Raw genomic sequence first — 23,734 nt, 5'->3', positions numbered from 1 at the left:
TAAGATAATTTCAGATGGTGCGCGGACAACAATCTCCGACACCAGAAATTGATCGCCGACAACATAATTAATAAAAAATAGGATAGGGAGGATTTTAAAGAATGAGTATGTTCTGTTTTCAATGTCAAGAGACCGCTAAAGGTACAGGCTGTACAATCAAAGGGGTATGTGGCAAGACTGCTGATGTTTCCAATTTACAAGACCTTCTGATTTATGTCTTAAGGGGAATTGCTATTCACAGTCTGCAAGCTCGTGAATTGGGAATTGTTCGTCAGGACGTAGACAAGTTTGTCATGGAAAGCTTATTCGCTACTATTACCAACGCTAACTTTGATAACGCTAGTTTCGTAGCTCGGGTTCGTGAAGGGCTAGCCCTTAGAGAAAGCTTAAAGCAAGATATTCTCGAAGCAGGCGGCGTGTTGCCTGCAAACCTTCATGATTCAGCTACTTGGACTTCTGATTCTGCAGTAGAATTCGATCAAAAAGCTGCCCAAGTCGGTATTTTAGCCACTGAAAACGAAGATGTTCGTTCCCTCCGTGAATTGATTATCTACGGGCTCAAAGGAATGGCAGCCTATGCTGAACATGCTTTTGCACTCGGATATGATGATAACAGTATCTTTGCCTTCATGATGAAAGGCTTAGCTGCAACCACTGACGACACACTCTCAGCAGATCAATTGGTGGCCCTGGTCCTCGAGACAGGCAAATATGGGGTGGATGTCATGGCTCTTCTCGACAAAGCCAACACCACAACCTACGGTCACCCTGAACTTACCAAAGTCAATATCGGAGTCCGTAACAACCCAGCAATCCTCATCAGTGGTCACGACCTCAAAGACTTAGAAGAGCTCTTGATTCAAACAGAGGGTACCGGGGTGGATGTTTACACTCATGGCGAAATGCTTCCTGCTCACTATTATCCTGCTTTCAAGAAGTATGATCACTTCGTAGGTAACTACGGCAATGCTTGGTGGAAACAAGATAAAGAATTTGATTCCTTCAATGGTGCAATCTTGCTCACTACCAACTGTTTAGTACCTCCTAAGGATTCTTATAAAAACCGTCTCTTCACCACCAGTGTTGTGGGTTACGAAGGAGTAAAACACATTCCTGCACGTGAAGAAGGTAAAACAAAAGACTTCTCTGCAATCGTTGAATTGGCTAAGACACTACCTGCTCCTACAGAAATTGAAACAGGAGAAATCGTCGGTGGATTTGCTCATAATCAAATCTTTGCCGTCGCTGATAAAGTAGTCGAAGCTGTAAAATCCGGAGCCCTCAAGCGTTTCTTCGTTATGGCCGGCTGTGATGGACGGATGAAGAGCCGTGATTACTATACAGAATTTGCTAAAGCTATTCCTAAAGATACCGTAATCCTTACCGCCGGTTGTGCAAAATACAAATACAATAAGCTTGACCTAGGAGATATCGGTGGTATTCCTAGAGTCTTAGACGCTGGACAATGTAACGACTCTTATTCCTTAGCTGTAGTAGCCCTCAAGCTCAAAGAGATCTTTGGTCTTGACGATGTTAATAAGCTTCCTATCTCCTACAATATTGCTTGGCATGAGCAAAAGGCAGTTATTGTACTCCTAGCCCTGCTCTATCTAGGTGTGAAGGATATCCACTTAGGACCCACCTTGCCTGGATTCCTCTCACCTAATGTAGTAAAAGTACTCGTTGAAAACTTCGGTATCGCCGGTATCAATACCGTCGAAGACGACATCAAACTCTTCATGGGTGCCTAATATTCCCTATCGCAACTCTCCCTCATCTCATATACAATCCCGCATTTTAAGCAGGAAGCCAAGGCTTCCTGCTCTTTTTCATTCCATCTATCGCCCGTGAAATTCTGGTTCACGCTTTTCAAGAATTGAGGCTACGGCCTCTTTTTTATCTTCAGTACCCATGCAGAAGATAGAGCCGGCTTCTTCATACATCAGACCCACTTCTAAAGGAGCATCAACGGCTAAGTTAATGGCTTTTTTAGCAAAACGAATAGCATAGGGTGGCATGCGGGCAATTTTCACAGCCATCTTCATGGCTTCAGCCATTAAGTCCTCGGGAGGGGTGACGATATCCACGAGTCCAATGCGAGCTGCCTCTTGAGCATTAATCTTTTCGGCAGTAAAAATGAGACGTTTAGCCTGACTGGGTCCAACAGTCCGTGTCAAGCGCTGAGTTCCGCCCATATCCGGATTAAGGCCGATTCTCACTTCATTGATAGAAAAGCTCGAAGAACTTGAGGCAATGCGAATATCACCACATAAGGCGAGCTCCAGGCCACTTCCACGGTTATCCCATTGATCGCCATGATCACAGGCTTAATAAAACGATCCCAACGTGTGTTTATTCCTTGGTAACGATAGATATCTCGAGAAATAAAGTGAGAGTCAAGCATGGCTAGTAGAGCTAGGTCAGCACCTGCACAGAAAAATTTATCCCCTGCTCCGGTGAAGATGACGACCCGCACATCCTCATCATAGTGCAGCTCTTCTTGGATTTTCTCCATCTCCTGATAAGTTGCCAAGGTCCAGGAGTTCCCCTTGTCCGGTCGGTTTAAGGTGACTATGGCGAGGGCACCTTGTTTCTCGACTATGAAATCAATATATGGACCCATAATGATCTACCCCCCATCTTCTAATGATTTACAGCTTCCGAGCCACATCATAGGCAGATTGGACGGCATCCAGCACTTTAGCTGGCTTAATCACATCGCCGATTGGATATAAGGTCACTTGAGCTGGGAGCTTATCTCGGAGATCCATCAAAAGCTTTTGATTAGCGACCGAGCCAATAGCGGAGACCACCATATCAGCGGGGATCAGACTTTCTCCCTCGGGGCTCTTGACCCTGATGCCATCAGGACCAACGGCTTTGACCATTGTATGGGTCAATACCTTAACCTGGTAACGCTTCAGATCGGCCAGCATCGCCCAGCGGGTGCTCGAGCCCAGGTCACGTCCGACGCCCTTGGTCATTTCCACTAAAGTGACCCGCTTATTTCCTTGGCAAAGAAGCTTAGTCAAAGTCCCTATGCTTTCTGCTTGATTGATGATAAGAAAACGGAGGGTTTCCGCATCCAAGGTCCCTTGGTTAGCCAGGTAAAGAGCGGTTTCCACCCCTACCGAGCCACCGCCGATGATAACGACGTTCTGACCCGTCTCTTTTCCGGCTAGTACATCCCAAGCTTGGGTAATGACTGCATCTTCCATCACGGGGAAGGGAGGATCCATCGGCAGAGCACCGGTGGCAATAGCAATGTCGGTCCAGCCTTCCTTTTCAATGCCCGCCAAAAGGTTCTCCGCAGTGGCTTCTTGGCCCCTACAGATTTTGACACCTTGAGCCTCGCAGACTTGAATCAGATAATCCGTAAAGCGATGGAAGTCCCGACGATCGGGCGGCGCACCGGCGAGATTGATCTGGCCTCCGAGCTGATTGGATTTTTCCCAAACAGTTACATCATGACCCCGTAGACTGGCCACCCGAGCAAATTCTAATCCTGCAGGGCCGGCCCCAACTACAAGGACCTTCTTAGGTGAAGAGGCAGGTTTTTCATTAGGCTCTGTCTCTCGTCCGGCTTCTGCATTCACTAAGCAGGCTACCGGTGTTCCTCGAAAGACATGATCCAAACAACCCTGATTGCATCCCACACAGGGGCGAATGGGTGAGGGATCGAACCCTTGCGCTTTTAATGGTAAAAAGGGATCCGCCAATAGTGGCCTTGCCATCCCAACCAGATCTGCATCCCCAGAAGTAAGAATATCTCGAGCTAACTGAGGTGAGGTTATACGATTAGAGGCTATAACCGGCACAGAAACAGCCTCTTTAATGCCCCGAGCCAAATAGCGGAAGGCTGCTGGGGGGACATTCATGGTAATTTGAGGAACCAAGGTCTCATGCCAGCCTCCCGTCACATTGATAGCGTCCACCCCAGCCTCCTCTAAGGCCTTAGCAAAAAGACGTGCCTCTGTGTTGGTATGTCCACCTGGCACAAAGTCATGACCTGCGATTCGAGCGAGCAAAGGGAAGTCAGGGCCTACGGCTTTTCGAATCGCTGCCACAACTTCTAAAGCAAAGCGCATGCGGTTGGGTAGGTCGCCACCGTATTCATCCGTCCTCTTGTTCGTCAAAGGAGAGAGAAATTCAGAGATTAAATAACCGGTCCCAGCAAGAATCTCCACTCCATCAAAGCCCGCCTGCTGGGTACGGGCAGCAGCTTGGGCGAAACTTTGAATCATTTCTTTAATTTCTTCCCCGGTCAATTCGTGAGGAATCTCTTGCGTTAGTTTAGAAGGTAGGGGTGAGGGGGCGACGGGCTGGTTGCCGGTAAATCGTGAGGAGGCATACCTTCCTGCCTGATAGAGCTGGGTGATGGTCTTTGCTCCTTCACTATGGATGGCTGCCACAAGCTGTTGTAGCCTAGGAAGGTAACAATCGTCATCCAACTGAATCATTCCCATGTTGTTGCCGACTCGATCAATTCCGCATCCACCGACGATAATTAAGCCCACCCCACCTCGGGCCCGCGCGCGATAGAATTCGATGAGCTGATCAGTAACTTCTCCTGTCGGACAGTAATTAAGATGCATGGCTGGCATCACTATGCGGTTTTTTAGCTCCATTGTTCCGATCGTGACCGGAGAGAAAAGCGGATCATCATTAAACATTCTTAGCACCTCCGAAAAATGAATGGTCATTCATTACAGAACAGCATATCATGAAAACAGCACAGGGGGAATAGGTTTTAACAAAGGAAACTGATAATTTACAATTTACAAAATATTTAAAAAAGAGTATTCCGTTTTAACCTCCCATCTGATATGATAGGGGAAACTGAATGAGTATTCATTCAGTAGCAAATAAAGAAAGGGGAATCGAGTTGAACATATTGGTTTGTCTAAAACAAACATTCGACACTGAAGCGAAGATCATGATCAATTCGCAAGGCCAAATCGACTCTACAGGAGTAAATCTCATCATGAATCCCTATGATGAATTTGCAGTGGAAGAGGGAATTCGTCTTAAAGAAAAGTTCGGTGGCGAAGTCACAGTATTGAGCATGGGTGGAGCAAAAGTCAATGAAGTCTTGCGCACAGCTCTAGCTATGGGGGCGGATAAAGCGGTTGCTATTCAAGATGCTGCTTTAGAAGGCAGCGATGAATGGGTTACTGCCGGGGTGCTCGCCAAAGCAGTTCAAGCCATTCCCTTCGATATTATCCTGTCGGGGCGGATTGCTATCGATGATGGATCAAGCCAAGTGCCCACTCGACTTGCTGAGATACTGGGTATTCCATCCGTATCATCCGTCACAGAGCTGAAGATTGAAGACAAAAATGCTACGGTTACCCGCGACATAGATGGAGGCAGTGAGGTCATCCAAGTATCCCTTCCCGCAGTGATTACCGCTCAAAAAGGTTTAAATGAACCACGCTATCCATCGGTAGCAGGGATCATGAAAGCTAAGAAAAAAGAACTTAAAACCCTAACCCTCGCCGATCTTGGACTGTCCGCTACTGAATCGTTAGCTCAAGGGGCTAAGATGAGGGTACTTCAGATTAGTTTGCCTCCAGCCCGTCAAGCGGGCCGCCTAATCCAAGAGGATCCTGCCCAGGCCGCCGCGGAGCTGGTCAATGTCTTAATGAAGGAAGCAAAAGTGATTTGATTATGGAGAAACTAAGGAAACCTAACTAAGGAAAGAGAGGATTGGGAAGGATGCCTAAGGGAATTTTAGTTGTACTTGAGCAGTATAACGGGGAGCTTCGCAAGGTTTCCTTGGAGCTTTTAAGCGAAGGAAGACGTTTGGCCGACGCGTCAGGACTCACCCTCACGGGGGCCTTGCTGGGCCAAGGAGTTAAGGATTTGGCATCTGTCGCAGCTTCACATGGAGCTGATCGAGTGATTGTGGTAGAAGATGTAGCCCTCAAGGATTATACCACCGGTGCTTACACCTCTGTACTCAACCGAATCATCCGCCAAGAAGATCCCGAGGTGGTCTTCATAGGCAATACAGGAATGGGGAGGGATTTAGCCCCACGTCTTGCCCAACGTTTAGGAGTTGGAAGTGCCTCAGATTGTGTTGCAGTCACAGTAGATTCTACATACAAGCTAATTTTTAGACGTCCTATCTATGCCGGTAAAGCTTATGCAGAAGTAGCAACAGAGGCCCGCCCTATTCTAGCCACCATTCGTCCTAATAGCTTCAGCATTTCTGCATCAAGTCCGGATCGTCAAGCAGAAGTGGTTGAGGAGACCGCAACCATCGATGCTAATGATCTTCAAGCCATCGTCAAGGAAGTGGTCCGGCAAGCTTCTAGCCGCCCGGAATTGACTGATGCCAACATTATTGTTTCTGGCGGACGTGCCATGAAGAATGCGGAGAATTTCCAGCTGCTTGAAGAACTTGCTGATACCATAGGAGCCGCTATAGGAGCTTCCCGAGCAGCTGTGGACTCCGGATATCGTGAGTATAAATATCAAGTGGGTCAAACCGGAAAGACTGTAGCCCCAACTCTTTATATTGCTTGCGGTATTTCAGGCGCTATTCAGCACTTAGCCGGGATGGGCTCCTCCAAGGTTATCGTAGCGATTAATAAGGATCCAGAAGCTAATATCTTTACCGTCGCTGATTATGGCATTGTCGGCGACCTTTATGAGATCGTCCCCTTGCTTACGGAAGAGTTCAAAAAGCAACTAGCCTAAGGGAAGTACATTGACAACCTTGAGAAAAGGAGGTCTAATGGATTAAAAACTTGCAAAGGATGACGTATTATGGCTATTTCCCAAGAAGATAAATATGAAAAAATTTTGGATGCAGCAATAGAAGCATTTGCTGAGGTGGGCTATCATTCATGCCAGGTTGCCAAGATAGCTCGGATGGCGGGAGTAGCTGACGGGACGATCTACCTCTACTTTAAGAATAAAGAAGACATCCTGATACGCCTGTTTAAGGAAAGGATGGGGAGGTTTATTGAGCTCATTCGGAGCGAAATGGATTCCTGCCAGGATACACGCAGCCGCCTTAGAGCCATTGTCCATACGCATTTGACCTACATGGAGAATAATCGTGCACTAGCGACTGTATCACAAATCGAATTAAGACAACCCGACACGAGCTTATATACAGCCATTGCGTTCCCGCTGAGAAACTATTTTCGCTTGATTGAAGAAGTGATCGAAGAAGGAATAAAACAAAATGAGATCATTCCTTCATTCAATGTTCACGTAGCACGCCAGATGATTTTCGGCACCATCGATCGAGCGACTACTGATTGGATCTTTGCCCGCTCAGAACGATCCTTAAGCAAGGACACAGATTGCATGCTGGAGCTGTTCTCAGCGGCATTGGGCTTGCCTAAGGAAGAAAATATAAAGAAGAAAAACGAAATATGATCGTAAGAGGTGCAAAGAAGTAAGACAGAAGTAAAGTAAGGATAAAAAGAGCATGTAGAAAGAGCACACAAAAAAGTATGTAGATATAAAAGTACGTAGATATAAAAGTGCCTAGATAAGAAGGAGGATAGATTTGCTGAATGTCCATCGAAAACCCAAGACACAGGGTTTTCTCCGCCCACAAATGACTGAATATTCATAATATAGGTAATAAACAGAAAGGGTTTGTATTTCGAGGCAAGCAAGACTAAATTTAAGAACTACAGAGAAAAGAAGTACCTAGTGAGAGAAGGAGGATGAATATGCCCATATACAAGGTGGCGGTTTTAGGCTCAGGAGTAATGGGAAGCACCATCGCAGCCCATCTCGCCAATGCCGGGATTCCCAGTCTGTTACTAGACATCGTGCCCTCCAGCTTACTGCCCGAAGAAGAGGTGGCAGGACTGACGTTAGAGTCCCCCAAGGTGAGAAACCGTATTTCCGCGGCCAATAAAACCAAGCTGCTTAAAATGAGTCCGGCTCCCCTGTTTGTTCCGGAATTTGCTGATCGCATTGAGGTCGGGAACTTTGACGATGATTTACCCCGCTTGAAGGAAGTGGACTGGGTAATAGAAGTAGTTGTGGAACGCTTAGACATTAAAATTGACCTTTTTAAGAAGGTCGCACAAGCTGTCCGTCCCGGAACTATTGTAACCTCTAACACCTCCGGCATTTCCCTAAAAGCAATGGCGGAGGGACTTCCTGAGGAATTTGCGAAGAACTTTTTTGGAACGCACTTCTTTAACCCCCCGCGCTATATGAAGCTCTTTGAATTGATTCCGGGACCCACCACCGATCCTGCAGTCATTAAGGAAATGGCTGAATTTGCCGAGCGAGTACTGGGCAAAGGGGTCGTCTACGCCAAGGATACCCCCAACTTCATTGCCAACCGCATCGGCGTCTTCGGGTTATCCGCAACCATGAAAGAAATGTTGCGCTCCGGCTTAACCATCGATGAAGTCGATGCCTTAACCGGCCCGGTCATGGGGCGACCGAAGTCCGCCTCCTTCCGCACAGTGGATATGGTGGGTTTGGACACCTTTGTCCATGTAGCCAACAACGTCGGCGATAATGTTCCCGATGAAAAAGAATTTTTCATCATGCCGGAATTCATTCAGACCATGCTTAAGAATGGCTGGCTCGGCGACAAGAGTAAGCAAGGCTTCTATAAGAAGGTAAAAACAACTGAAGGCAAAGAGATCCTAGTTTTAGACCCCCATACCATGGAGTATGTTCCTAAGAAGAAGGTTCAATTTGCTTGCTTGGATAAAGCCAAGAATGCAGGCAGCCTTAAAGAAAAGCTGAGGACCATAGTCAACGGCAAGGATCCTGGAGCAGTTTTTGCATGGCAAGCCTTAAAGGAAGTTCTCCTCTATGCGGCTCGTTTAGCCCCCCAAATTGCCGAGGATATAACAGCCGTCGATGACGGCATGAAGCTGGGCTTCAACTGGGAAATGGGTCCCTTTGAGACTTGGGATGCCTTAGGGGTAAAAGCAACGGCTGAGCGTATCCGTGCTGAAGGGGGCACCTTACCTGAAAGCATAGAAAAACTCCTGGATGAAGGTAAAGATAGTTTTTATCAGAAGACCGAGAGCGTAGATACCCTCTACTATGCTGATGGAGAGTATAAAGAAAAAGTGGCTAGCCCCTATTCCTTCTCCCTCAAACAGGCTCATAAGCAAGGCAAAAAAGTCTTCGGCAACTCCGGTGCCAGCTTAGTTGATATGGGTGACGGAGTGGCTTGTCTGGAATTCCATTCCCCCAATAACTCCATCGGCGGAGATATCATGAACATGATCCACAAGTCTCTAAAGGAAGTGGAAGAAAACTATTTGGGTATGGTAATCGGTAGCCAAGGCAAGAATTTCGCCGTGGGCGCAAATCTCATGCTGATTATGATGGAAGCAGAAGAAGGCAACTGGGATGATTTGAATAGTATGGTTGCGGAATTCCAAAGAGGAACAATGGCCCTTAAGTACGCCAAGAAGCCTGTGGTCGCAGCCCCCTATGGCATGGCCCTCGGCGGTGGCGCTGAGGTTTGCCTTCACTCCCATGCCATCCAACCAGCTGCTGAAACCTATATGGGCCTCGTCGAGCTGGGTGTAGGGCTGATCCCCGGAGGTGGGGGGACTAAAGAAATGGCCCTGCGCGCTATGGAAGGAGTTCTCCCCGGTGTCGTTGTTGCCCCCGACTATTTCTTTGCCAAACGTTTTGAAGTGGTAGCTATGGCTCAAGTGTCCACCAGTGCAGAAATGGCAAGGAAGCTGGGCTTCCTAAGAGATAGCGATCGCTATAGCATGAATGCAGATCATGTCCTCCTTGATGCCAAAGCTCGTGTCATCGATTTAGCAAGAAACTTTCGTCCCAACATCCCCCAGAAGGTCAAGGCAGCAGGGCCCGGAGTCCGCGCTTTCCTGGAGATGGCGCTGTACGGTATGAAGGAAGGGCGTTTCATCTCCGAATATGATGCTCACTTAGGGAAAAAACTCGCTTATGCCATGACCGGTGGCGATGCCCTTGCCGGAACCTTAGTGGATGAGCAATACCTCCTCGATCTAGAAAGAGAAACATTTTTGAGCCTAGCCGGAGAACCCAAGACACTGGATCGCATTCGATATATGCTCACCAAGAACAAGCCATTAAGGAATTAGGAGGTGAAGAATAATGAAAGAAGCCTTAATTATTGAAGCAAAACGTACAGCCATCGGCAAATCCGGCAAGGGTTCCTTAGCCCATATGCGACCCGACGATCTTGGGGCGTTTGTCATCCAAGATGTTTTAAAAAGTGCTCCCAGCTTAAATCCTGCTGATATTGATGATTGTGTCATCGGCTGTTCCTTCCCCGAAGGAGAACAAGGGATGAACATGGCTCGAGTCATGGCCCTGCGCGCAGGCCTCCCCATCGAAGTCTCAGGACTCACTATCAACCGCTTTTGCTCATCAGGACTCCAGGCCATCTCTTTAGCAGCAGACAGAATCCGTTTGGGTGAAGCCGAGGCAATGTTGGCCGGAGGAGCAGAAAGTATGTCTGCAGTGCCCTTGGGTGGTGGCAAACCAGCCCCCAATCCCTACATGATGCAGTATCACCCTGAAGTCTACCTTTCAATGGGACTTACCGCTGAAAACGTAGCTAAAAAATATGAGATCACCCGGGAGCAACAAGATGAGTTTGCAGTAGCTAGTCATCAAAAAGCCCACGCAGCCCAAACCAGTGGACGTTTTGCTGAGGAAATCGTGCCTGTCCTTATTTCCAGCGGTAAAAAAGGAGAAGTATGGTTTAGTAAAGATGAAGGAATCCGCCCCGAGGGCACAGTGGAATCCCTCAGCAAGCTCAAACCCGTTTTTAAAAACGGTGGCAGTGTCACGGCAGGGAACTCCTCTCAAACCAGTGACGGGGCCGCCATAACCCTCCTTATGTCTGAAAGCAAAGTGCAAGAACTCGAACTCAAGCCCCTTGCGCTCTGGCGAGGCTTCGCCGTCGCCGGTGTCGAGCCGGAACTCATGGGCATCGGGCCGATCAAAGCGATCCCCAAAGTTCTCAAGCAAGTGGGCTTAACTCTTGACCAAATCGATCTCTTCGAGCTTAACGAAGCCTTCGCCTCCCAATCCCTCGCCATCATCAAGACTCTTGGCATCGACCCCACCAAAGTCAACCCCAACGGCGGTGCCATCGCCTTCGGGCACCCCCTCGGCTGCACCGGCGCCAAACTCACTGCCGCCCTGCTCCATGAAATGAAGCGTCGCGGACTCAAATACGGCATGGTTACTATGTGTATCGGTGGCGGAATGGGCGCCGCTGGGGTCCTCGAGCTACTGTGATATTAGGTAGCTTTATCCACTCGGTCATTTTTTAGGGGACTCTCCAGGATTTTGCTTGCCGCGTTCACTCTGTAAGCTGCGCGTACCCGTTCTAACGCTCAAGCTTACCGCTCCGTCGGGACGCTGCCCAAATCGCTCCTGCTCAGTGGGCAGTTGGAAACGTCCTGTTTCCAACCCGACTCCGCTGTAAGCTTTTCGCGAAGAACGGGTAACTGCTCGCTTAGAAGCCGTTCTCTGCTGTCAAGCAAAATCCTTGGGCTTTCTATTAAGCTACGCGTAGGGCACAGGGGATAGGTTTCTGTCCCAACCATAAGCAAGGCACAGGCTTCAAAGAATCAAAGCACAGGCCTCAGAGAATTGCATGTTTCTCCCCGGGACACGGGACCTGTCTTCGTCACTAAGTGCAGAATAAGCGTAGCTTTTCGCACAATAGTGGAACGATTTTCACTGTGTATAAGGCAGCTAAGGCTTCTGCTTCGCTTCCCTCACCACAAGCCAAGCTTTCTTTAAGCGGAAGGGCGGTACATCGCATAAGGCTTCTTTGGGATAGCGGAGCCACTGGTTCACATGCAGAAAGCAGCGGGGTTTGGCGTAGCTCCCATAGAAGCGAATGCGATAGCCCTGGAGCTAGTAAGTGAACGGTGTGCGAAAAGCTACCTGACTCCAGTAATAAGCAATGACCCAGACCCCAAAGACCCCAAATCCAGATTGAGAGAGGAGAAATAACGATGGAATTAGAACTAGCCCTCAAAGGCGGCGGCTTCCTACTCGCCGAAATAACTCCCGACCAAGTAGTTACTCCCGAGGAATTAAACGAGGATCATCTCCAGCTCAAGAAAATGACCCGCAGCTTCGTAGAAAATGAAATTGCTCCCAAGATCGAAGCTCTTGAGGAGCAAGAAGACGGACTCATGCGCAGTTTTATGGCCCAAGCGGGTGAGCTAGGACTTCTCGGCTTAGAGGTGCCTGAGGAATTCGGCGGCATGAGCATGGATAAATGCTCTGCTGTGGTGGTCGGTGAAGAAGTTCCTCGCGGAGCTTCCTTCGCCGTAGCCTTCGCAGCTCATACCGGAATTGGTACCCTTCCTATCGTTTACTTTGGCAGCCCGGAGCAAAAGGCTAAATATCTTCCCGGCCTCGCCTCCGGAGAGACCATCGCAGCGTACTGTCTTACTGAGCCCGGTTCCGGTTCGGACGCTCTCGGTGCCAAGGCCACAGCAGTTCTTAATGCTGAAGGTACTCATTATATCCTCAACGGAACCAAGCAATTTATTACCAACGCGGGCTTCGCAGATATTTTCCTTGTCTATGCGAAAGTTGATGGCAAGCTCACCAACTTTATTGTGGAGCGGACCATGCACGGGGTTTCCTTCGGTCCGGAAGAAAAAAAGATGGGCATTAAAGGTTCCTCCACCCGTCAAGTCATCCTTGAAGATGTTCCAGTGCCGGTAGAGAATGTCGTGGGGGAATTAGGTCGCGGGCACGTGGTTGCTTTTAATATCCTGAACGTTGGACGCTTCAAACTGGCTGCCGCGGCCATCGGCAGTGCTCAGTTGGCTTTAGAAATTACCCTTAAATACGCCGAGGAGCGTAAGCAGTTTGGTGTTCCCTTAAGCTCCTTCGGGGCCATTCAAACGAAATTCGCTGAAATTGCCACCCGAACCTACCTCGCCGAGAGTGTGGTCTATCGTACTGCCGGCCTGATGGAAGAAGCATGTAAAGATCTGGATGTGACCGGAGATTGCCGTAAAGAAGCCGGTAAAGCCCTTGAAGAGCATGCTGTTGAGTGCTCCTTAAATAAAGTCATTGCTTCAGAAGTTTTGGACCTGGCTGTGGATGAAGGGGTGCAAGTCCATGGAGGATATGGCTTTATCGCGGAATATCCCATTGAGCGCATGTATCGAGATTCACGCATCAACCGTCTTTTTGAAGGAACCAACGAAATCAACCGCTTACTGGTTCCGGGAACCTTGCTCAAACGGGCTATAAGTGGTGAACTTCCTCTCCTGGCCGCAGCTAAAAATGTCAGCAAAGACCTGATGTCCGCCAGTTTAGGATCAGAGGGAGAGGGATTAGACGCCCTTCTGGATATGACCCAAAAGGCCAAGAAGCTTTGCTTAATGGCCTCTGGAATTGCCGCTCAGAATCTAGGGATGGAACTCAAAGACAATCAATATGTTCTTCTAGGTTTAGCAGAGATGGTTCTCCAAGTTTATGCTATGGAAAGCGGGGTCCTCCGAGCTCTGAAGGTCCAAGGGATGGATGTGACCGATGACCACAAGCTCTTTGTCGAAAAGGCGGCGACCCTAGGGGCCTATAGTGCCATGAACATTATCGAACAACATGCTAAAGAAGTCATTGGCGCCGCTGAACAAGGAGATTCTTTAAGCACCGTTTTGGCGGGGATACGCAAGCTTGTTCGTCGTCCTAATGTGGATATGATTGGGCTTCGTCAAGAGATCGCTAAGCTTGTGGTCGAAAAGGGTAAGTACCCGATACGTTAAGGATATAAGTAAGAGTGTTAAGTACTAAAAGAGTTTTTTAGTTAAAGTATCAAATGAATTAGATAGATATCGAATTCAACTTAAATCTTAACTAACTAATAATAAGATTTTAGATAAATAAAGAGTTCGGGTGGAATAAGGATTCATAGTGGGGAGGATAAAAAATAGGGGGAGGACTTATTATGTCCACATGGGTCAAAGAATACGGTAAGAAATTATGCACTCCGGATCAAGCAGTCGGAGTAGTCAAGAGTGGAGATTGGATCATTTACTCCTATGCTGCTAATACCTTGCCCGTACTCGATATGGCATTAGCCAAGCGGACTCCCGAACTCAAAGATATCCAGCTCTTAGCCGGAGTGAGCATGCGACCTCATGCCATAGTCAAGGCAGATCCTCGCGGTGAGCATTTTACCTGGGACTGTGTGCACTTTAGCGCCATTGACCGCAAATATTATGAAATGGGTCGGGCCTTCTATGTTCCCTTAAGGTATTCGGAAGTACCGCGCTATATCCTGGAAAACCTCAGCCACGTTGACGTTCTTATGGTTCAAGTAAGTCCCATGGATCAGCATGGGAACTTTAACCTGGGACCCACGATTTCCCACTATCGAGCCTCCGCTGATAGAGCCAAGACAGTGATTGTCGAAGTAAACGAAGATATGCCCATTGCCCATGGTGGATATGGCAACTACCTTCATGTTTCCGAAGTCGACTACATCGTCGAAGGTGGCCACACTGGAATGCCACAAATCCCCACAACTCCAATTACCAGTGTCGATCGTCAAATAGCCCAATATGTTCTCGAAGATCTCCGCGACGGGGATTGCATCCAATTAGGAATAGGGGCTATGCCCAATGCGCTGGGTCAAATGATTGCTGAGTCCGACTTAAAAGACCTCGGGGTGCACACCGAGATGTTAGTGGACAGCTATGTAGATATGTGGAATGCCGGTCGCATTTCCTGCCGTAAAAAACAAATTGACCGGGGACGAATGGTCTATACCTTCGCCGGCGGGACTCAAAAGCTCTACGATTTTATCGATAACAATCCACAAGTGGCAGGTTATCCTGTGGACTATACCAACGACCGCTATATTGCCAGCCGTAACGATAATTTAGTCTCGATTAATAATGCTTTAGAAATCGACCTCTCCGGGCAAGTGTGCTCAGAAACCATCGGACCGCGCATGATCAGCGGCGCTGGGGGACAATTGGACTTTGTCGATGCGGCCTATAACTCCAAAGGTGGGCGCAGCTTTATTTGTATGGAATCCACTTTTACTTGTGCAGAAGGAAAACAGCACTCGCGAATCCGTCCTCTCTTGACGGAAGGTGCAGTGGTCACAGATACCCGCCCCATGGTGCAATACGTGGCTACCGAATACGGTAAAGTTAACTTAAAAGGGGCCACCACCTGGCAACGAGCCGAGCGACTCATCAATTTGGCTCACCCCGATTTCCGAGAAGAGCTTATCAAAGAAGCCGAAAAGCTACGGATTTGGAGAAGGTCCAATAAATAATTGGTATGACAAGATAGGATGAAGTTAAGCTGGCAAAGGAGGTAGGGAAGAATGTCCCCTACTCGGGAGATTTATTGGAATATTGAAGGCCATCTCATTATGTATTTTTTTGCAGTAATCATGCTAGTAATCTTTGCTTATGGGATTATTCGACGATACCGTCTTTGGAAGATGGGGCAGCCGGAGAACCGCTGGAAAGATGGCTGGCAAGGGATAAAGAATGTTTTTGTTTATGGCTTTGGCCACAAACGGATTCTGAAAGACATTGCTCCGGGAGTGATGCACCTAGCGGTCCTTGTAGGGTTCATTTTTCTCTTCTTTGCCACAGCCATTATTACCTTGCAAGCAGACTTTGGGATTAATATTTTCCAAGGGGCTTTGTATGTCTTTATTAAGATAACGACGAACCTCTTTGGTCTGCTAGCAATAATCGGGGTTGTCTATCTTTATTACCGACGTTATATCAAACGCCCTGATAAACTGGATAACACACAAGATGATCTCATAGCACTCAGCCTAATTTTCATCATCTTAGTGACTGGCTTCTTTGTTCAAGGATTCCGAATGGCCAGCGAGCACGACCCTTGGGCCATTTATGGATTCGCAGGCTACTGGATGATTGAACCCCTCCAAGTCATGTTTAGCCAAGATCAGCTGCTGGCTATGCACAAGTACACCTGGTGGTTTCACATGCTTATAGCCTTTTCCTTCATCGCCTATCTGCCCTATTCTAAGCTTTTCCACATTGTTTTGGGACCTGTTAATCAATTCCTTCGTAAGGGTGGGCCAGTCGGTGTTCCGGAGCTTATCGATTTTGAAGACGAATCCCAAGAGACCTTCGGCTTAAGTGAATTCAAGCAACTCTCTTGGAAAGCCATCTTCAACTCGGATGTCTGTATTCGCTGCGGACGCTGCCAAGAGAATTGCCCTGCTTATGTCAGTGGGAAACATCTCAATCCCAAGCAAATCATCCAAGATATTAAGGTGAGAGCCGAAGAGGAGTATGAAGTGGCAATGGCTTCAGGTGAAGCTGCGACTACTGTTGATGGGACCGCAGCACTGGAAATAGCACCTGGACGCGCATTGATAGGAGAAGTAATCCAGGAGCAAGATCTTTGGGACTGTACCACCTGCCGATCTTGCGAACAGCAATGTCCTGTTTTTGTGGAGCATGTGGATAAAACCGTGGAGATGAGAAGAAATCTTGTGCTCATGGAATCCCGTTTCCCCAGTGAAGCCCAACTTGCCTTCCGCAACATGGAGAACAATGGCAACCCTTGGGGTATCGGTTGGAACAAACGGGAAGAATTCCTGAAGGGATTGGAGGTCCCGACACTTACAGAGAATCCTGATGCGGAAATTCTCTACTGGCCAGGTTGCTCCGGGGCCTTTGATGCCCGCAACCAAAAGATTTCGGCTGCTTTGGTCAAATTGCTTCGGGCCGCCAATGTAAATTTTGCCATTCTTGGCAATGAGGAAAAATGCTGCGGCGACTCAGCCCGCAAGCTAGGTAATGAATTTCTCTATCAAACCTTGGCTGCTGAGAATATTGAAGTCATGAATGGATATGGGGTAAAAAGGATCATTACCCAATGTCCTCACTGCTTTCAAACTCTCAGCAAGGATTACCCACAATTAGGTGGAAAGTTTGAGGTTGTCCATCATACAACCTATCTCAAAGAGCTTATGGATAGCGGTAGACTTAGGCTTAGTGACGGGGAGAATCTTAATGATGGGGAAAGTAGGGGAGAAGAACTCCAGCTCCGGATGACCTATCATGATTCTTGCTACTTAGGACGCTATAATAAGATCTACAGCGAACCGCGGGAAATCCTCAAGAGAGCTGGCATGAAGGTTATCGAAATGAAAAGGACTAAGGAGAAAAGCTTTTGTTGCGGTGCCGGTGGCGGTCGTATGTGGTTGGAAGAGCATGGGGGAGAGCGCATTAATGAGCTGCGCACGGAGGAAGCTCTGGCTACGGGAGCTGAGATCGTCGGTACGGCCTGCCCCTTCTGTCTAACCATGATTAATGACGGCCTCAATGCCAAGGAAGAAGCCGCTGCCAAGACCAAAGCCTTCGATATAGCGGAAATTCTAGCCCAAAGGATCTAGAAAAAAAGAGACGGTCATGAATTCATGACCGTCTCCTCTTAAAGTCCTTCACACTGATCACATACTATTAGGTAAACTTCGCCACCCTCGCCTGAATAGATGACGGTCCTGTGGCATTCAGAGCAGACCACCTGATAAGAGTTGTCCACTCTTTGTTGATCCTTAAGCTGATTTTCTTTAAGCTGATCTGATTCGTGTATAGCTTCTATAGTCATTGACGAAGGGCCTCCTTAGATAATTTGAATAAATATAGGTTTATAGGCTAATCTTACTACAGGTTGACAACGGGCACAAATAGACAGATAGCTGAAGAAAGATTATGATATAGAGAGTTTGAGGAATTGTAAGTAAGATAGTTAGTAGACAGCTAGTGATATTGTAAGTAAGAGTTAGAGATAGCTGGGAAGCTGGTCTGTCTTAATTATTAAGAGATATTAAGTAGTGAGATTAGAGGGGACAGAAAATGGTATTAAGAGAGATTGCACCTGAAATCTTTTGCCTCGAGGTTTCAGTGAAGTTAAGCATCAACAAGGTAAATCTCTATATTTTCCGCGGTAAGGTTCCGACCATGATTGATACAGGAACGAATGATCCTGAAGTATACCAAGCGATTCAAGAAGCGCTCAAGGAATTAGGCATCCCACGTCTCGAACAAGTACTCCTGACCCATTGGCATGTGGACCATGCGGGGGGAGCGGAAAGCCTAAGAAGAGATGGGGCACGTATTCTCAGCGGTACGCGGGATTATGAAGAATGGGTTAACTTTAGTAGTGGCAAGAGCTTTAAAATCTATGAAGCTTATGCAGATAAGGTCTGGGGAGTACCTCCAGAGCAGTTGGCGATAATCTTAGAATACAATAAAAGACTAACCTTTTTTTCAACCCTGCCGGAGGGAGTCGAAAAGATCGACGTTGGTGCTGTTATCCAGGCCGGTAATTACACCCTTAAAACTATATCTACACCGGGCCATACCGCAGGGCACCTTTCCTACTACGAAGAAGACTTGGGATTGCTCTTTACAGGAGATTCTCTTCTACCTGATGTGGTCCCTTATCCGGGAGCATGGCTGGAGAATGGTGAATTAGTCAGTGGCTTACCTAGTTATCTTCATGCTTTGGAACGGATAGAAGCTCTCGGGGCAAGAGCCTACTTGCCGGCCCATGGCCTGGCTCGGAAATCTCCGGAATCCCGTTGCCAAGAGATTCGCAATCAAATACTCAGGCAGGTCGAAAGTTATGTTCCCGGTGAATCCATTTTTACCAAAGCTCTGAGCTTAAGCAAAGGCAAATTCGACCCCATGACGGCTTTTATCCATATGCATTATGTGTATGGTTGGGAATCCTTAAAACTTAATCTTCCTAGACAGTCAAATTAGCAGAAGGGTCAACAGAGTTACTCTTCTTATTGCCGATGGATGCCAACATTGGCACCACAACCAAGGAAAGTAACGTTGAAAGTGAAAGCCCGGATATTATGGCAATCGCCATCGGCCGAAAGGTTTCCCCGCCAGAAATAGCCAAAGGAATTAAGCCGATAACAGTAGTAACAGAACTATTCATAATCGGTGAGAATCTCCTAGCGGCTGCGGCCTTACAGGCCTCCTGAAGTTCTCTTCCCGCTTCTAGTTCCACATTAATATAATCCATTAGGATGATACCATTCCCGACAACAATCCCCATCAAACTAACAATACCCAAAAAAGCTGTAAAGGATAAATTTTGACCAGTTAAAAATAATCCTAGGATACCGCCTGTGAAGGATACGGGGATAGTGCTCAGGATAATCGCAGCTTGTTTAAAGGAGTTAAACTGCAGCACCAGCACGGTCAGAATGAGAAATAGCGAAAATATCCCTAACACACCTAACTGGGAGAAACTATCTTTGATCAATGCCATTTGTCCGCTATCAAAATCTACCGTGATATCTTCCAGGTTAAGTGCAGTGATTCTTGTCATTAATTGCGTTTCGATATCTTTGGCTTCATACCCTGTAAGCAAATCAGAGTAAACCTCTACACTACGTTCCCGATTATATCGAGTTAGGGTCGGATATTCAGCACGGGTCTCAATCGCGGCAATTGTTTTTAGGGGTACCTTTGCGCCGGTCTTAGTAGATTTTATCATGAGTGATTCTAGTTGTTCCTTAGTTTCAATATTGCTCATGACTCTTATAGGATATTCATTGCTGTTTCGCCTAAGAATCGAGGTAGCATTTCCTTTTAACGCATTGGTAATTTCTTTTTGCACATCATATTTGGTGAGGCCATAACTCCCGGCGAGGTTTTCATTTACATTGACATAAAACTGATATTCTTGGGCGACAAAGGTATCTCCGATATTTATCGTACCCTCGATTTCCTCCATCTCAGCCTCAATCAGGCCGATAACTTGCTCAAGGCGTTCCATATCCCTTGCCGATACACGAACAGAAATAGGATGGGCACTGCTGCTTCCCGCATCAAGCAAATGAGCTGTTACAGTTCCACCGACTACATTGTTATTTAACTCAGCCTGGATAAAGTCTAAAAATTCTCCCTTGGTTGTAAATCGCTTACCTTTTTCTAGATCAAAGGTTACGAGTGTTTGCCCACTGTCATCCGATTTGGAGGCTGGACTTACAGTCATATAAAACTTTGGCAATCCATCACCGATGGCTTCCACAATACTTACAACTTCAGGCTGTTCCATTAAAAGTTCACGTACACTGCTTGATAGCCGATCAAGTTCATTGATGTCTGAAGCATTCTCAGAGGTTACATAGAGGTTGAGAATATTTTTATCGGCCTTCGGAAACAAACTTACTTCTAACTGTCTAACTAATAACAGTGAAAATCCAAAGGCTAAAAAGATGATCAAAACGGTTGCGATTTTTCTTTGTAGGGCTTTTTCTAAAAGCATGGAGAAAAAATGTCGGGTCTTTGATGTATTGGCAATTTTTTTGCTATCAGTCTTTTTAAAGAAGAAATAGGCCATAAAAGGTGTTGTGACCAAGGCACAGACATAGGAACTGAGTAAGGCGATGATCACTACAGATGGAATTCCAAAAACATATTGACCCACAGCAGAGTCCATTAGGAGTAAAGGTGTAAAGGCAAAAACTATCGTTAAGGTGGATGTCAGCATAGCATAGGAGACCGCACGTACACCTTCGATCACCGCTTCGAGCTGTCCCTTGCCTTGATCAATATAGTATTGTATGGAGTCACTGGCTACGATTGCATTATCCACCAGCATTCCTAAGGAGATGATCAAAGCGGATATCGACATCTGCTCTAATTTTATGCCAAGGACATACATTGCCGAGAAGGTTAAAGCAAGGGAAAGAGGAATCGTTGTTGAAACGATAATTGCTTTTCTAGATCCCATCCCTATAAATACAACAGCAATTACTAAAATTACAGCTTCTATCAGATTAATGATAAAATCATTGATAGATCTCTCAATATCATGGGGCTGAAAGGTTACTTGGTTAAAAGCAATTTCACTGGGTAGAGCTTTACTGAATTCATTAACTTTTTGTTCTACGTTTTTCCCAGTTAAAACAGCGTTTACAGAACCCTCAAAATACCCTGATAAGAGAACGGTTTTTTGCCCGTTCAGTTTGAATCTTGGTAAGGAATCGTCCACTTGATAACTTACCTCGGCAATATCTGCAATTTTTACTTGAGAGAGGTTTTGAGGCGAAGTAATCAGGACAGTATTTTTTATTTCATCAAGGGTTGTATAGGCAGCATTTGTCTGAACAACAATCGCCAGCTCGTTGTTATCGACCTTTCCTGAAGGCATCTGGATATTTTCTGCTTTTATCATATTTGAAATATCTTCTAGAGAAATTTTATACTGATTTAACTTTTCTATATCCACTTTAATTTCGATGTTTTCACTAAGGGCACCGTCGATTTCAAACTTTTGCACTCCATCAATCTTACTCAGTTCATCTTTTAACTGGTCGGCATAGTCGGAAAGTTCCTTATATGATTTGTTATCACTGGATATGCTAATAAGCATTCCAGCTGTTTCGGCAAAATCTGTATTTACATTCATGGGCAGGCTCTGTTCAGGAAGTTCGGCTTGCAGATTGGCTAACTTTTCTTCCATGTCATCCCAGGCAGCATCCGCATCAACTCCATTTTCAAGAAAAACAGCAACCATAGAGATGCCGTTTTTTGAGGTGGAACTGAGAAAGTCATACCCTTCAACTTCCACCACGACATCTTCAATTTTCTTTGTTATGAGTTCCTCTACATCCTCTGGTGATGCCCCGGGATACACTGTCGTAACGATTGCTTTGGGGGCACTAATATCCGGAGATTCCTGTCTAGGAAGAAAGTAATAAGAATATCCCGCGGCAATGACGCTTAATATAATTAAAAAAATTGTAAATCTACTATTTTTAATAGCGTAATATGAAATGTTCTTCTTCATGGGTGTCTCCTTTAATTGACTATTTGTAAGACGGTGCCTTCCTTAATAGATTTCATTCCTTTGACAATAAGCTGATCTCCTACCTCCAAACCCTTAACACGTGCGTTGCTTCCTTGAACATCTAGCATCTCTACAGACTTCTTGACAGCTTTGTCATCTAACGCTACATAAACATAATCAATGGTTGAAGCCAAAATTGCATTCAAAGGTATCCAGGTAGCTGTTTGTTGACCAATAGTGAAGCTTGTCTCTACAATGGCACCAAGTGGAACATCTTTTGCATCAAAGGATAGTTCAACCGGATAAGTTCGGGTCGTAGAATCTGGAGTGAGAGAGATCATCGATACCTTACCCGGAAGGTCATTCTCTTGATATCGGATAGTCACATTCATATCCTTTTTAACCGTTTTCAAATCCTTATCACTTATCCCTACAAGGATTTTTGTTTTGCCATTAGACAGAGTAACAATGGGCATACCCGCTTGAACCATATCACCATTTTTGTAATTTACCGCTAGAATGTAACCGCTCATGTCAGCAACTAGTTTGGTATCGCCCAGGTTGCTTAGTTTTAAGTTATAATCTTCATTGAGTTGTTTATGTTTTACTTCTGCCTGATCTATGGAGATTTTGGCAGTTTGCGCGGATAAGTTTGCTTTATTATAATCAGCTTGGGACACAGCACCTGCCTCATAGAGTTTTTTCATTTTATCAAGCTGATCTTCTGCATAAAGATAGGATTCTTTTGCTTTGTCATAATCTAGCTTTGCTGCATTTAGATTGGCTTGAGAAGCCTTGACTTCATAGTTAGGTACTTCTTGATCTAATAAAGCAATCACTGAACCCCTCTCTACATAATCATTTTCATCCACATAAATCTCGACGACTTTACCGGATTTATTAAAGCTTAAACCTTTAGAATCATCAGGCTTAACAACTCCGGAATAATGGATAGTAACCGGGCTGTCTTCTTCCTGTATGACTTGTACTTCAACATTCTTGAAGCTTTCCTGAAGTGGTAGCTCTTCCTTAGCACACCCACTTAGTACTATTAGCAACACCAAAAGAACTGTAATTAATCTAAGACGCTTTTTTCTCATAGCTATGTTTAACCCTCCGCCATTAAAATTTCTTTCTAAGTATAACTAAAGACGCAGGTTAAAAAAGTTACCAAGGTAACTAATAGGGGTGAATGAAATAATTATCCATCAATACAGCACTGCGATTTCCGGAATCAATTTTTTTTCTTTTTTTTCTCTTGATGATTTGAACGAGCTCATTGTGTCCTCAAATTATGCGGTAAGTGAATACGATAAGGGGCAAATTATTCATCTTCATAATGAACTATGCCAATCCGTTGACATTGTTCTAGATGGGCAGGTATCTGTTCAAAAAATAGAAGAAAACGGGAATATACTAATAATCAACACGTTCTTAAAAGGGGATATCATCGGAGCAAATCTATTATTTTCTAGCAGAAATTACTATCCCATGACCATATTTGCTTCAACAAAAGCAACAATCTTGCATTTGCGTAAGGAACGTATCATTGATATTTGCCAAAATGATATCCGCTTTCTAACCTATTTAATTAAAACGATTTCAGATACGACTTCTATATTAGTCGATAAAATCGATATGATTGCCCTTAAAACAATAAGAAGGCGCATAATGGATTTTCTAAAATACGAATATCTGATTCAAAAAAACACTCGAATAAATCTGACAATGTCCAAAAAGAATCTAGCAGAGAAGCTTGGTATCCAAAGATCCTCGCTGAGTAGGGAATTAAACAAAATGCGAGAAGACGGTTTGCTCGAATTCGATGCCAAAACCATCACGATAACAGACCTTTCCATGTTCGAGTGAATCAAGGGGGGAAGGTGTCATTTTTCACCAGTTTTTCACATTGTGATAT

16 protein-coding genes and 1 pseudogene are annotated in these 23,734 nt (G+C 45.9%); 11 read left to right on the top strand and 6 right to left on the bottom strand.

The features are described 5' to 3' along the window. Positions 1–101: 101 nt before the first annotated feature. Positions 102–1,751 (top strand): hydroxylamine reductase, encoded by a 1,650-nt coding sequence (gene hcp / locus DESDI_RS15845; protein ID WP_015263623.1) that lies wholly within the window; start codon positions 102–104, stop codon positions 1,749–1,751. Between the two features lie 87 nt (positions 1,752–1,838). Here the strand turns inward: hcp and DESDI_RS18495 are convergent. Then, a pseudogene (locus tag DESDI_RS18495) lies at positions 1,839–2,623 on the bottom strand (enoyl-CoA hydratase/isomerase family protein). Positions 2,624–2,651: 28 nt separating this feature from the next. After that, on the bottom strand, positions 2,652–4,673 hold the full coding sequence (locus tag DESDI_RS15835) for an oxidoreductase (RefSeq protein ID WP_015263621.1): 2,022 nt from the start codon (positions 4,671–4,673) through the stop codon (positions 2,652–2,654). 212 nt (positions 4,674–4,885) lie between these two features. Here DESDI_RS15835 and DESDI_RS15830 point away from each other — a divergent pair, with 212 nt between their 5' ends. From DESDI_RS15830 to DESDI_RS15810, 5 genes are all read left to right on the top strand, one after another. Further along, on the top strand, positions 4,886–5,668 hold the full coding sequence (locus DESDI_RS15830; protein ID WP_041220043.1) for an electron transfer flavoprotein subunit beta/FixA family protein: 783 nt from the start codon (positions 4,886–4,888) through the stop codon (positions 5,666–5,668). Between the two features lie 50 nt (positions 5,669–5,718). After that, the gene (locus tag DESDI_RS15825) at positions 5,719–6,705 is read left to right on the top strand and encodes an electron transfer flavoprotein subunit alpha/FixB family protein (RefSeq protein ID WP_015263619.1); all 987 of its coding nucleotides are present in this window, start codon (positions 5,719–5,721) and stop codon (positions 6,703–6,705) included. A 69-nt stretch (positions 6,706–6,774) separates the two neighbouring features. Beyond that, positions 6,775–7,395 (top strand): fatty acid metabolism transcriptional regulator FadR, encoded by a 621-nt coding sequence (gene fadR / locus DESDI_RS15820; protein WP_015263618.1) that lies wholly within the window; start codon positions 6,775–6,777, stop codon positions 7,393–7,395. Between the two features lie 302 nt (positions 7,396–7,697). After that, positions 7,698–10,085 (top strand): 3-hydroxyacyl-CoA dehydrogenase/enoyl-CoA hydratase family protein, encoded by a 2,388-nt coding sequence (locus DESDI_RS15815; protein WP_015263617.1) that lies wholly within the window; start codon positions 7,698–7,700, stop codon positions 10,083–10,085. A gap of 13 nt (positions 10,086–10,098) precedes the next feature. Continuing rightward, positions 10,099–11,253 (top strand): thiolase family protein, encoded by a 1,155-nt coding sequence (locus DESDI_RS15810; protein ID WP_015263616.1) that lies wholly within the window; start codon positions 10,099–10,101, stop codon positions 11,251–11,253. A gap of 24 nt (positions 11,254–11,277) precedes the next feature. Here DESDI_RS15810 and DESDI_RS17975 read toward each other — a convergent pair whose 3' ends face one another. Next, positions 11,278–11,427, bottom strand: a complete 150-nt coding sequence (locus tag DESDI_RS17975; protein WP_156801147.1) for a hypothetical protein — start codon at positions 11,425–11,427, stop codon at positions 11,278–11,280. 554 nt (positions 11,428–11,981) lie between these two features. Here DESDI_RS17975 and DESDI_RS15805 point away from each other — a divergent pair. From DESDI_RS15805 to DESDI_RS15795, 3 genes are all read left to right on the top strand, one after another. Continuing rightward, positions 11,982–13,757, top strand: a complete 1,776-nt coding sequence (locus DESDI_RS15805) for an acyl-CoA dehydrogenase family protein (protein ID WP_015263615.1) — start codon at positions 11,982–11,984, stop codon at positions 13,755–13,757. Positions 13,758–13,939: 182 nt separating this feature from the next. After that, positions 13,940–15,280 carry an acetyl-CoA hydrolase/transferase family protein gene (locus DESDI_RS15800; protein ID WP_015263614.1) on the top strand — a complete coding sequence of 447 codons (1,341 nt, stop codon included), beginning with the start codon at positions 13,940–13,942 and terminating at the stop codon, positions 15,278–15,280. Between the two features lie 51 nt (positions 15,281–15,331). Further along, entirely contained in the window at positions 15,332–17,392 is a 2,061-nt protein-coding gene (locus DESDI_RS15795; protein WP_015263613.1) for a heterodisulfide reductase-related iron-sulfur binding cluster, read from the top strand. 38 nt (positions 17,393–17,430) lie between these two features. Here the strand turns inward: DESDI_RS15795 and DESDI_RS18140 are convergent, their stop codons facing one another. Next, entirely contained in the window at positions 17,431–17,607 is a 177-nt protein-coding gene (locus DESDI_RS18140; RefSeq protein ID WP_015263612.1) for a hypothetical protein, read from the bottom strand. A 296-nt stretch (positions 17,608–17,903) separates the two neighbouring features. Between DESDI_RS18140 and DESDI_RS15790 the strand changes: the two genes are divergently transcribed. Then, positions 17,904–18,767 (top strand): MBL fold metallo-hydrolase, encoded by an 864-nt coding sequence (locus DESDI_RS15790; RefSeq protein WP_242825413.1) that lies wholly within the window; start codon positions 17,904–17,906, stop codon positions 18,765–18,767. On the opposite strand, the gene DESDI_RS15785 is transcribed toward DESDI_RS15790, so the two are convergent. Beyond that, complete coding sequence (locus tag DESDI_RS15785) at positions 18,751–21,816, bottom strand: efflux RND transporter permease subunit (protein ID WP_015263610.1); 3,066 nt, start codon at positions 21,814–21,816, stop codon at positions 18,751–18,753. The genes DESDI_RS15790 and DESDI_RS15785 overlap by 17 nt on opposite strands. Before the next feature lie 11 nt (positions 21,817–21,827). Further along, positions 21,828–22,916, bottom strand: a complete 1,089-nt coding sequence (locus DESDI_RS17385; RefSeq protein WP_015263609.1) for an efflux RND transporter periplasmic adaptor subunit — start codon at positions 22,914–22,916, stop codon at positions 21,828–21,830. A gap of 88 nt (positions 22,917–23,004) precedes the next feature. On the opposite strand from DESDI_RS17385, the gene DESDI_RS15775 reads away from it, so the two are divergent. After that, complete coding sequence (locus DESDI_RS15775; protein ID WP_015263608.1) at positions 23,005–23,685, top strand: Crp/Fnr family transcriptional regulator; 681 nt, start codon at positions 23,005–23,007, stop codon at positions 23,683–23,685. Positions 23,686–23,734 lie beyond the last annotated feature (49 nt).

This window comes from Desulfitobacterium dichloroeliminans LMG P-21439, from assembly GCF_000243135.2.
In the GTDB taxonomy this organism is placed as follows: Bacteria; Bacillota; Desulfitobacteriia; order Desulfitobacteriales; family Desulfitobacteriaceae; genus Desulfitobacterium; species Desulfitobacterium dichloroeliminans.
Note: the sequence above shows the minus strand (reverse complement) of the source record. Positions and strands in the feature narration are given on the sequence as shown.